General features: G+C 71.7%; 14 protein-coding genes. 7 read left to right on the forward strand and 7 right to left on the reverse strand.

The features are described from left to right. The first annotated feature begins 204 nt into the window (after positions 1-204). A complete protein-coding gene (locus tag Q0116_RS04490) occupies positions 205-774 on the forward strand; it encodes a hypothetical protein (RefSeq protein ID WP_297885915.1) in 570 nt (189 codons plus the stop codon). Between the two features lie 102 nt (positions 775-876). Further along, positions 877-1590 carry a diphthine--ammonia ligase gene (locus tag Q0116_RS04495; protein WP_297885917.1) on the forward strand — a complete coding sequence of 238 codons (714 nt, stop codon included), beginning with the start codon at positions 877-879 and terminating at the stop codon, positions 1588-1590. A gap of 56 nt (positions 1591-1646) precedes the next feature. Here the strand turns inward: Q0116_RS04495 and Q0116_RS04500 are convergent, their stop codons facing one another. After that, complete coding sequence (locus Q0116_RS04500; RefSeq protein WP_297885919.1) at positions 1647-2900, reverse strand: Glu/Leu/Phe/Val dehydrogenase; 1254 nt, start codon at positions 2898-2900, stop codon at positions 1647-1649. 72 nt (positions 2901-2972) lie between these two features. Next, entirely contained in the window at positions 2973-3854 is an 882-nt protein-coding gene (locus Q0116_RS04505; protein ID WP_297885920.1) for a CoA ester lyase, read from the reverse strand. Positions 3855-3938: 84 nt separating this feature from the next. On the opposite strand from Q0116_RS04505, the gene Q0116_RS04510 reads away from it, so the two are divergent. After that, positions 3939-4418: a MaoC family dehydratase gene (locus Q0116_RS04510; RefSeq protein ID WP_297885921.1), complete on the forward strand. Its 480-nt coding sequence runs from the start codon at positions 3939-3941 to the stop codon at positions 4416-4418. Positions 4419-4427: 9 nt separating this feature from the next. Here Q0116_RS04510 and cyaB read toward each other — a convergent pair whose 3' ends face one another. Next, positions 4428-5030, reverse strand: a complete 603-nt coding sequence (cyaB, locus tag Q0116_RS04515) for a class IV adenylate cyclase (RefSeq protein WP_297885922.1) — start codon at positions 5028-5030, stop codon at positions 4428-4430. A 175-nt stretch (positions 5031-5205) separates the two neighbouring features. On the opposite strand from cyaB, the gene Q0116_RS04520 reads away from it, so the two are divergent. Continuing rightward, positions 5206-6141 carry a peptidylprolyl isomerase gene (locus tag Q0116_RS04520; protein WP_297885924.1) on the forward strand — a complete coding sequence of 312 codons (936 nt, stop codon included), beginning with the start codon at positions 5206-5208 and terminating at the stop codon, positions 6139-6141. 147 nt (positions 6142-6288) lie between these two features. Beyond that, complete coding sequence (locus Q0116_RS04525; protein ID WP_297885926.1) at positions 6289-6549, forward strand: hypothetical protein; 261 nt, start codon at positions 6289-6291, stop codon at positions 6547-6549. 23 nt (positions 6550-6572) lie between these two features. Here Q0116_RS04525 and Q0116_RS04530 read toward each other — a convergent pair whose 3' ends face one another. The 4 genes from Q0116_RS04530 to Q0116_RS04545 all read right to left on the reverse strand — a co-directional run bounded on the left by Q0116_RS04530 (position 6573) and on the right by Q0116_RS04545 (position 9210). Continuing rightward, entirely contained in the window at positions 6573-7193 is a 621-nt protein-coding gene (locus Q0116_RS04530; RefSeq protein ID WP_297885928.1) for a transcriptional regulator, read from the reverse strand. Between the two features lie 104 nt (positions 7194-7297). After that, complete coding sequence (locus Q0116_RS04535; RefSeq protein ID WP_297885930.1) at positions 7298-7999, reverse strand: P-loop NTPase; 702 nt, start codon at positions 7997-7999, stop codon at positions 7298-7300. 107 nt (positions 8000-8106) lie between these two features. Next, positions 8107-8481: a YlbF family regulator gene (locus Q0116_RS04540; RefSeq protein WP_297885932.1), complete on the reverse strand. Its 375-nt coding sequence runs from the start codon at positions 8479-8481 to the stop codon at positions 8107-8109. 69 nt (positions 8482-8550) lie between these two features. Next, positions 8551-9210: an alpha/beta hydrolase gene (locus Q0116_RS04545; RefSeq protein WP_297885934.1), complete on the reverse strand. Its 660-nt coding sequence runs from the start codon at positions 9208-9210 to the stop codon at positions 8551-8553. A gap of 113 nt (positions 9211-9323) precedes the next feature. Between Q0116_RS04545 and Q0116_RS04550 the strand changes: the two genes are divergently transcribed. Together Q0116_RS04550 and dph2 are read left to right on the forward strand one after the other, a co-directional pair. Then, positions 9324-10019 (forward strand): hypothetical protein, encoded by a 696-nt coding sequence (locus tag Q0116_RS04550; RefSeq protein WP_297885936.1) that lies wholly within the window; start codon positions 9324-9326, stop codon positions 10017-10019. 106 nt (positions 10020-10125) lie between these two features. Next, a partial coding sequence (gene dph2, locus Q0116_RS04555; protein ID WP_297885937.1) for a diphthamide biosynthesis enzyme Dph2 occupies positions 10126-11003 on the forward strand: 878 nt, incomplete at its 3' end.

Here is an 11003-nt window from a genome sequence, read left to right on the forward strand (position 1 = left end):
GCGCGGAGTAACGAGTCGACCCCGCTCCGGACCCGCCTCGGAGCCGCGCGCCGCCCGGATTCCACTCGGAGCCGCGCGCCGCCGTCACACCGATCCTCACACTTCGAAGGGCAGTCCATATAAACCCACGGTGCGTACATAAGGTAGGTGCGGCCGTTGCCGCCGCCGCGACCATCGGTCCGACCCCACCGTACTCCACAAACAATGACAGGCCGCGTGTTCCGACTTCATTCGACGCTCGAACTGCCACTCGAAGACGTAGAGACGTACTTCGACGAAGACCCCGATCTGCCGGAGGAGATCGACGACATCGACATCACGCGTCGAAACAACACACTGATCATCAAGGCCCTGTCCGACGACGAGTCGATCAGCAAGTACACGCCCACCGCCCAGCTGAAGGCGTCGGTCACGGAGACCCGCGTCTGGGAGGAGGAGCCGCCCCGCGCCGGCGGCCCCCAGTGGATGGACGACGAGGAGGAGGAGATCCCCTCCGAGCTGGTCGAGTTCGCCTGCTTCAAGGGCGACCGCGAGACCGTCCTCCAGAACTCCGCGCTCCAGTACCCCATGTTCCGGGTGCTCCGTAAGATCGCGACGCTCTCCGAGAAGGGGACGCTGACCGCGATCACCGAGGAGGACGGCGAACTGGAGGCGACGCGGATCGTCGAGGGCGAGCCGCGACCCGCCAGCATCGAGGTCGTCGAGAGCCCGCAGGGGGCCGGCGAGGGGGAGGGCGGCGTCAACTGGCGCGACAACGAGTTCATCTCGGACTGAGGCGACGCGCCCGCCGCGGCCGGTCCCGCGCGCGGCGTTCGGCCCGGTCCCCGCCGCCGTCCGACCGCCGACCATTTATCCGCGCGACCCCCTCTCCAGGTCATGAGCAACTGGGTGAGCCTCTTCTCCGGCGGCAAGGACTCGTCGTGGGCCCTGTACCGCGCCTTAGCGGAGGGGCTCGACGTCTCGCGACTGTTGACCGTCCACCCGGCCGGCGACTCGTACATGTACCACACGCCGGCGACGGAGCTGGCCCCGCTCGCCGCCGAGAGCGTCGGGATCGACCTCGTCGAGGTGTCGCCGGACGACTTCGGCGCCGGCGACGTGGACGACGCCGGCGCGCAGGGCGACGCCGAACTGGAGCCGATGGAGGCGGCGCTCCGCGAGATCGCCGCCGCGGACGACGTCGACCTCGCGGGCGTCACGGCCGGCGCGGTCGAGAGCGAGTTCCAGACGAGCCGGATCCAGGCGATGTGCGACCGGCTCGAGATCGACCTGTTCGCGCCGCTGTGGCAGCGGGACCCGGTCGAACTCGCGGAAGCGATGTTCGACGCCGGCTTCGAGATCCGGATCGTCCAAGTGGCGGCGTACGGGCTCGACGAGTCGTGGCTCGGGCGGCGGTACGACGCGGCCGCGCTCGACGACCTGCTCGCGCTCCGCGAGGAGTACGGCGTCCACCCGCTCGGCGAGGGCGGGGAGTTCGAGACGTACGTCGTCGACGGCCCCCACATGGACCGTCGCATCGACCTCACCTACGACGCGGTGTGGGAGGGCGACCGGGGGCACGTCGAGATCCGGGACGCGACGCTGGAGTGAGCGATCTCGATTTTCGAATCGACAGAACCGCAGGTGGCACGGCCGGCTGCGGCGAGCTACGGCCAGCTGCCGGCCTGATCGTAGGCGTCCACGATCCGGCCGATGCCGACGACGTACGCCGCGGTCCGGAGGTTGTGGACCTCGTTCGACTCGTAGGTGTCGACGAGCGTGTCGAACGCCTCCGTGATCACGCGTTCGAGCTCCTCGTTGACGCGCTCCTCGGTCCAGCCGAACCGCTGGCGGTTCTGGACCCACTCGAAGTAGGAGACGGTGACGCCGCCGGCGTTCGCGAGGATGTCGGGGACGACGTGGACGTCGCGCTCGGCGAGGACGTCGTCCGCGCCGGGCGTGAGCGGCCCGTTCGCGGCCTCGACGATCAGGTCCGCCTCGACGTCCGTCGCGAGGTCCCCGTCGACCGCGTTCTCCAGCGCGGCCGGCACGAGGCAGTCGACGTCGAGGGTGAGCAGCTCCTCGTTGGTTATACGCTCGCTCCCCGAGTAGCCGATCACCGAGCCGGTCTCGGCCTTGTGTGACTTCACGTCCCGGGGGTCGAGCCCCTCGGGGTCGCGGATGCCGCCGGAGGAGTCGGACACCGCCACCACGTCGGCCCCGAGGTCGTCGAGGAGCCTGGCCGCGATCGACCCGGCGTTGCCGTACCCCTGGACGGCGACCGTCGCGCCGGCCAGCTCGCGGCCGAGCCAGTCGAACGCCTCGCGGGCCGACAGCGCGACGGAGCGACCGGTCGCCTCGACGCGCCCCTCGCTGCCGCCGGAGTCGAGCGCCTTCCCGGTGATGACGCCGGGCGCGGTCGTGTTCTCTAGGGTCTCGTAAGTGTCTTTGATCCAGTTCATCTCCCGCTGGCCGGTGTTGACGTCCGGCGCGGGGATGTCGCGGTCCTCGCCGATCAGCGGCCGCAGTTCGGTCGCGAACGCGCGGGTGATCCGCTCCAGTTCGGCCTCGGAGTAGTCGGCCGGGTCGATCGCGATGCCGCCCTTCCCGCCCCCGTACGGGACGTCGACGACGGCGCACTTGTACGCCATCCAGCCCGACAGCGCCTTCACCTCGTCGCGGGTGACGCCCGGGTGATAGCGGATCCCCCCCTTGTAGGGGCCGCGGTCGCCGTTGAACTGCGAGCGGTACGCGCGCACCGTCTCCAGCGAGCCGTCGTCGCGCTCGAACGTCAGGTTCGTCTCTAACACCCGTTCGGGGTTCTTCAGGCGCTCGATGACGCCCGGATCGGCGTCGACGACCGCCGCGGCGTCGTCGACCTGCTCTCGCAGACTCTCGAACGGGTTCGCCTCGGAAGACATACCCGAACGTGCTCCCGGACTGCGGTTAATTGTGACGGACGGACCGGAGCGCAGCCACCTCGGCCGGTGGTCTCACCGACCGCTCTCCGGCGCGCGGTCGAGGATCCGCTCCGCCTGCGCGATCAGCGGCGCGTCGATCATCTCGCCGTCCACCTGGAAGACGGCACGTCCCTCCCGCTCCGCCTCGTCGCGGGCGTCGAGGACGGACTCGGCCCACTCGACGTCCTCCGGGTCCGGCGTGAACGCCTCCGTGATCGGCCCCACCTGCGCCGGGTGGATCGCGAGCTTCCCGTCGTAGCCGAGCCGGCGCGCGAACGCCGCGTCCTCGCGGAGTCCCGCCTCGTCGGAGAAGTCCGTGTACACCGTGTCGATCGCGTCGACGCCGGCCGCGCTCGCCGCGAGGACGACGTGCTCGCGGGCGTACAGCACCTCCGTCCCCTCGTCGGTGCGGGTCGCGCCCACGTCGGCGGCGAGGTCCTCCGCGCCGAACGCGAGCGCGTCGGTCGCGTCCGCGGCCGCGATCGCCTCGGCCGCGAGGACCCCCGCCGCGGTCTCGACGAGCGCGAACACCGCCGGGTCGCGCCCGCGCTCGGCGCACAGGTCGGCGACGTCGCCGACGCGGTCCGCGTCTTCCACCTTCGGAAGCATCACCGCGTCGAGGCGGACGGCGGCTCCCTCACTCGCCGGCTCCCCCTCGGGTTCGGCGTCGCTCCCTAACACGCCGTCGAGGTCGGCCGCGGGCGACTCGGCGGTCAGCCGGACGCAGACCTCCGCGTCGGGGTCGAACGCGGGGTCCGCGAGCACCTCGCGGACCGCCGCCCGCGCCTCGTCCTTCCGCGCCGGGGCGACGGCGTCCTCGAGGTCGAAGCAGATCACGTCGGCGCCGGACCGCGGGGCCTTCCGCATGAGGTCGGGGCTGTCGCCGGGCGAGAACAGCAGGCTTCGGCGTGGCATGTCTCGGGGTCCGCGGTCGCGCGGCTAAAATCCGCCGGCCGCGAGAGCGGTACCGATTTCACGCCGCCGGGCGACCGACGGGCCATGCCCGGACGCTACTACGAGGAGTTCGAGGTCGGCGAGACGATCGACCACGCGACGCGACGGACCATAAGCGAGGCAGACAACCAGCGCTTCTGCGACATGACGATGAACCAGCAGCCGCTCCACCTCGACGCCGACTTCGCCGCCGAGACGCAGTTCGGCGACCGGCTGGTGAACGGGCTGTACACCATGTCGCTCGCGGTCGGGGTCTCGATCCCGGAGACGACCGACGGGACCATCGTCGCGAACCTCTCGTACGACGACGTCGAACACCCGAACCCGGTGTTCCACGGCGACACGATCCGCGCGCGCTCGACCGTCACCGACAAACGGGAGACGAGCGACGGCGAGCGCGGCGTCGTCACCATGCGCGTGGAGGCGTTCAAGATCGTCGACGGCGACGACGACGTCCTCGTCTGCGAGTTCGAGCGGACGGTCCTCTCTCAGAAGCGGCCGGAGGGAGACGGCGACGCGGCGTAGCTCCCGCCGTCAGTCGTCCTCGGCCGCCAACAGCAGCCCGAGGTATGAGGTCCGCACCTGGTCGGCGGCGTCGAGGCCGAGCCGGTCGAGCGCCTCGACCGCCGCCTCGCGCGCCGCGTCGACCTCGCTCTCGGCCTCGACGGCGCGCTCGATCTCGACGTACTCGTCGAGCCCGGCGACGGCGTCGAGCGTCACGGTGAACCCGTCGTACGCCCAGAACTCGCGGCGCTTCTCCACCGTCGCGGCCGGCTCGAAGCCGAGCCCGTCGAGGACCGCCGCGAGCGCCTCGCCGTCGTCGACGCCCGTCTCGTGCTCGGCGCGCGTCTTCGAGGCCGCCTCGAGGAGCGGTCCCTTGTAGGTGACCGTCGCCGCCGGGTCGGCGCCCCCTTCCGCCGATCCGTCGCCGTCCCCCTCTACCGACCCGTCGCCGTCCGACAGCGGCGTCTCGCGTCGGATCCGGAGCGCCTCGTCGGTCTCGGCGAACTCGCGGTGCGGCGCGTCGTAGTAGGTGTCGCGCTGCCGCTTGGCGGCGACGCGCTCGGCCCCGGCTTCGCGGAGTCGCTCGCGCGTCGCGTCCAGGTCGGCCGGGACCTTGATCTCGACCTCGTACATGCCCGGCGATGCGACCGGGACGGGCATAAGCGGCGCGGGACACCGCCGGTCTCGCGTCGCGCCGCCGCGGGCCGTGCGCCGGCGCGTCGGCCGCCGAACCGCCGCTGTCGCCCGCTCGCCGGCGGGCTTCGGGCCGAACCGTGCTTCTTAAGGGTGTAACAGGAGACCTTCAGGTATGAGCGATCAGGAGCAAGCGGACGCGGCCGAGGAGGCCGAGGAGACCGAGACCGAGACTGACGCCGACGGACTCGAGGACGGCGACTTCGTCCGCGTCGCGTACACGATCCGAACGGCCGACGACGACCGCGTCATCGACACCACGGACAAGGAGACGGCCGAGGAGGCCGAGATCGACACCGACGAGTACGACTTCGAGCCCCGCATCATCGCGCTCGGCGCCGGTCACGTGTTCCCCTCCGTCGAGGAGGCGTTCGTCGGCGGCGCCGTCGGCGACGAGGGCACGGTCGACGTCCCCGCCGACGACGCCTTCGGCGAGTACGACCCCGACGAGGTCGAGACGGTCAAGGCCGACAAGATCCCCGAGGACAGCCGCTACCCCGGCGCGCAGGTCCAGATCGACAACCAGCAGGGCCACCTCGAGACGATCATCGGCGGCCGCGCCCGCGTCGACTTCAACCACCCCCTCGCCGGCGAGGACCTCGAGTACGAGTACGAGATCATCGAAGCCATCGACGACCGCGAGGAGCAGGCGTCGGGCATGCTCGGGATGTACCTCCAGGAGGCCCCCGAGGTCCGCATCGAGACGGAGACCGAGGAGGAGGAGACCGTCACCGAGGACGACGACGGCGAGGAGACCGTCGAGACCGAGGAAGTCGAGAAGGACGTCCTCTACGTCACCGCGACGCAGGCGATGCAGATGAACCAGCAGTGGATGTTCCAGAAACAGCAGATCGCGCAGGACCTCATGGACCGCCTCGATCTCGACCGCGTCGTGATCGAGGAGGTCATCGAGGGCGGCGGGATGGGCGGCCTCGGCGGCATGATGGGCGGCATGGGCGGCGCCGGCGCGGGCGACGTCGACATCGAGGAGGCGCTCGAGGACGTCGACGTCGACGCCGACGAGATCGTCGACGAGATCGACGAGGAGTAACGGACCCCGTCTCTGCCGATTTCCTTTTTCGAGACGCTGTCCCCTGAGCGGCCGCGCTATGCCGCTACCCGCGCCGGTAGCTCAGCCCGCAGCGTCAGGTCGACCGGCGAACGGATCGCTTTTGCCCGACGCCGCGCCCACACCGGTATGGAGATCGAACGGGCACGCGAGGACGCGCTCGTCGCCGGGGTCGCGGGCGCCGCGACCGTCGCGATCGCGTTGCTGTCGAGTTTCACCGGCGTCGTCTCGGTGGCGACGCTCCCGACGCTGGCGCCGCTCGCCGTGTACTCGCTGTACCTCTTCTCGCGGAAGGGCGGGCCGTACGGCGCGTTCGACACCGCGCGCAACTGGGCGGTCGCGGCGGCGGCGACGGGCGCGATCGTGGTCCTCGCGGCCGTCGCGGTGTAAACGACGGCGAAAAACCGACCGATTCAGGCGATGTCGCGGCTCGTGTCGACGGCCACCGCGTCGGTGAGCTTCAGCTTCAGCGGCTCCTCTAGGGCCGCGCCGCCGCGGAACTTCGGTACGATCAGCCGGTTCGCGATCTCGGTGCCGGTGACGGTGGTTCGGAGGTCGAACACGACGTCCGCGACCTGTTCCGTGACCCGGCGGGTCGCCGGGTCCTCGCCGCCGCGAAGCGCGTGGAGCAGCGCGACGCCGTCGGCGCCGTCGATCCGGGAGCGGACGCCGTCGAGGAACTCCGCGTACGCCGCGGGCGACGCGCGCTCCTCCAGCGGCTCCACCGAGTCGACGATCAGCGTCCCGCCGTCGGGGGGGTCCTCGGTCAGCGACGCCGCCTCGTCGAGGTCCCCGCCGTCGCCGACGGCCTCGACGGTCGTCTCCTCGTCCCCGTCGCCGCCGAGCGCCGCCTCCACCGCCGCGGCCGACCGGACGGTCGTCAGGTAGCGGCACTCCCTGACTCGGGCGAACCGGTTCAGGATGAGCTCGGACTGGCTGTCGGGGTCGGCCTCCAACACGACGACGCTACCGCTCGGGAGCCCTCCGCCGAACTGCCGGTCCAGCGCCGAGATCCCAGTCGGGAGCGTCTCCATACGATCGCTGCCGCCCGTGGAGGTTTGGGTCTGTCGATGGCGGCCTTCTCGACCGGTCGAGCCACCGCCCGCCGTCGTCTCCGCGCGGGTTCGCCGCCCGATCCTCACGCGACCTGCCACCCCGTCGCCGCCGCGGTCTCGCCGAGCCGCCGGGCGAGGTCGTCGTACGCGCTCCGGACGGCGGGATCTGCCAGCGGGGCGGCCCCGCCGTCCGGGACCGCGCCGAGGACCGGACAGCCGAGGAGCGTCCCCACTCGGTCCGGCACGCTCGTCTCCCCGATCACAACGACGCCGACCGGCGGACAGTCGAGCCGGCGGGCGATCGCCGCCGTCTTCGCGGCGTCGCGGAGCGCGGCCCGCCTGAGCGGCGTCGCGATCAGCGCGCCGTCCGCCGCTCGCAGGGGCGCGGCCACGTCCGGCGACGCTCCGGCCGGGCTGTCGAGCAACACGGGCGCGCCGTCCGGAGTTGCCCCCGCGAGCGCGCCGAACGTCGCGCCGGGGTCGACCGACCGCGGCTCGTCCGGCGCGGCGAGAACGGTCGGCGCCGCGCGGCCGGCGACGATCCGATCGGTCCCTCGAACGGCGTCGAGGACGGTGTTCGCCTCGCTCCCGCCGGCCTTCACGCCGCGACGGGCTTTCCGGCCGCCGTCGGCGTCCGTCTCGGCGGCCAGCCGAGCGAGGTTCGGGAGGTCCCAGTCGGCGTCGGCCGCGACGACCGGCGCGCCGCGCCGCGAGAGCGCGCGGGCGAGCCCGAGGGTGGTCGTGGTCTTTCCGCTTCCGCCCTTGCCGCCGGCAACGGCTATCACGGCGGGCGTGGGTCGGTATCGCCGAAAAAGGATCGTCCGGTGTCACCGCGCGGCGCGGTCTCGGGTCGCGTTCGGGTCCAGTCCGGCTCGCGGCGGTCGGTCGCGAGTCAGTCCTGACAGCAGCCGCCGGCCTCGCCGCCGAAGTCGACGGCGAGCGGCTCCGAGATGGCCTCGTTGATCGCTTCGAGGGTCTCCTCGAGCTCGTCTTGCGCGTCGAGGTACTCGCTCATCACCGGCATCGAGTGGAGCTCGTCTTGCGCCTCCTGGACGCGCTGGAGCTCCGCGTTCGTCGCCTGTCCGGTCTGGCGGGCCTGCATGAACTCCGCGCGGAGCTGCTCGAACTCGTCGATCTGCTCTTGGACCGCCTCGTCGCGCTGGACCGCGGCTCTCGCCTCCTCGAAGCGCTCGTACTCCGGGGTTTCGGCGATCCGCTCGCCGAGCTCTCGGCCGAGGTCCTCGATGGAGACCTGTTCGACGCTCATGCTCGCACATCGGCGTCGATCGGTTTGAACCTGCCGAAGCCGGGGCTCGGCGGCGACTTCCGCCGTCCGCTACGCCGTTCGGGACGCGACGAAATCGACGACGGCGTCGAGCTCCTGCGGACCGATGCCGTGCCCGCCCGGGAAGCTCCCGCTCGTGACGTCCGCGTCGAGGGCCTCGAGTCGGTCGATCGCCGCCTCCGTCCGCGACTGGGGGATCACGCGGTCGCCGGCTCCGGCGCCGACGAACACCGGCTTGCCCTCGATCCCGTCCGGGTCGAGGTCGGCGTGCGACTCCGCGAGGTACCCGTGGAGCGCGACGACCCACGCGTAGCGGTCGGGGTCCTCCAAGAGGAGCGAGAGGCTCGTGATCGCCCCCTGGCTGAACCCGAGCAGGCCGATCCGGCCGGCGTCGAGCCCGTGCGCGTCGACCGCGGCCTCGACGCTCTCGACGATCAGGTCGAGGCTCCGGCGGAAGTCGTCCGCGTCCGGCTGGCTCGACTCCAGCCCGCCGGCCGAGAGGTCCAGCTCGTACCACGTGTACCCGCCCTGGAGTCGGTCGGGCGCGCGGAGGCTGATCACGTGGTGGTCGTCCGGGAGCTCGGCGGCGACCGGCAACAGGTCCTCTTCGTCGGCGCCGCGACCGTGGAGGACGAAGACGGCGGGCGCGGGGTCGTCCCCTACCCCGTCGTCGGGGGCGACGTGAACGTGGTCGAGCGGGATCTCGGTCATCTGCTCGCGATTGGCGGCGGCGGCTGTTAGCTTCGTCGGCCGCGGCAGCGAGCCGTGCCGACGCCTCCCACGCGGCCCGTGGGTTCTAGTGGGCCCACGTCGACGCTCCGGACATGGGTCCTCGCAGCCTCCCCGCAGTGGTAGCGCTCCTCCTCCTCGCGACCGCGGCGTTCGCCGCGGCCCCGGTCGACGCCCGAGCGCCGCCGACCCCCGTGTGCGGCGTCTGCGACCTCGACCGGACGACGCCGAGCGGCGAGCGCGTGACCGCCGGCGAGAGCTCGCTTACGATCACCGTCCACGCGAACGGCTCGACGACGTGGCGGGCGCGCGCCAGACTCGCGGCCGGCGCGGACGCGCTCGCGACGAACGACAGCTTCCGACGCGCGGTCGCGGAGGAGGCCGCCGGAGACGGCGTCGCGTCCCCGGGAGACGTCGACTCCCGGATCGACGGCGAGACGCTCGTGGTCGAGTACCGCGACCCGGACGCCGCGGAGCGGTCGGTCGGAACCGTCGTCTTCACGCCGCTGACGCCGGCCTCGCCGAACAGGCCGATGGTCTCGGGCGGCCAGGGTCCCCGCTACCTCGCCGCCGACCGACTGACCGTGCGGACGGGTCCGGGCCTCGACGTCTACGGCCCCGCCCCTGCGAGTCCGTCCGCCGACCGGCTGGTCTGGACCCCGAACGCGACCGACGACGCGACTCGCCCGTCGCTCGGCGTCGAGACGGACCCCGTCGCGGTCCCCCAGGGTGCGATGGCTCCCGGCGTCCGCGCTTGGCTCGCTCGGCTGCTCGTCGGGAACGCGCTCTGAGACTCACGGACGCGACGAGCGGACCTATCGGACGCGTCGCGCCGCTGCCAGAGCGGCCCGTGGTCGAACGCGCCGTTTAACCGTCCTGCCGCACAAACCGGGCCATATGAGCGGCTCCACGGAGGGCGACCTGACGAAGACGGGGATGGCCCTCAAGCACGACCGCGAGTGGGACTACGAACTCGACCGGATCCTCGAGGCCATCGAGGAGCGCGACGCCACGAAGGTCGGCTTACAGTTCCCCGAGGGACTCAAGCGCCGCGGCCCGAAGGTCGCCGACGACCTCCGCGAGGTCGCCCCCGACGACGTCACGTTCATGCTCTCCGGGCAGCCCTGCTACGGGGCCTGCGACCTCGACACGTACCTGATGCGCCGGACGGACGTGTTCGTCCACTTCGGCCACACGCCGATGAAGGAGTCCGACAGCATCGTCTACGTGCCGCTGTTCTCGAACGTCGACCCGTTCCCGATCATGGAGGACGCGCTGGCCGAGGAGCTCGCGCCGCCCGAGGAGGACGCCGACGTGGGACTGGTCACGACGGCCCAGCACATGAACCGGTTCGAGGAGATGACCGACTGGCTGGAGGAGCGCGGCTACGAGGTCCACACCCGCCGGGGCGACGACCGCCTCACGAAGGAGGGGCAGGTGCTCGGTTGCAACTACGCCTCCGCGGACATCGACGCCGAACAGGTGCTGTACGTCGGCGGCGGGAAGTTCCACCCGGTCGGTCTCGCGATGGAGCACCCGGACAAGCGCGTCGTCATCGCCGACCCCGTCAACAACGCCGTCTCGGTCGCCGAGCACGACCAGTTCCTCAAGCAGCGCTACGCCGCGGTCCACAAGGCGATGGACGCCGAGAAGTGGGGCGTCATCTTCTGTACGAAGATCGGGCAGGGCCGCTGGGAGACGGCCCAAGAGATCGTCGACAACAACGACAACGCCTACCTGATCACCATGGACGAGGTGACGCCGGACCGCCTGCG

Origin of the sequence: uncultured Halorubrum sp. (genome assembly GCF_937146585.1) — an archaeon.
Classification (GTDB): domain Archaea; phylum Halobacteriota; class Halobacteria; order Halobacteriales; family Haloferacaceae; genus Halorubrum; species Halorubrum miltondacostae.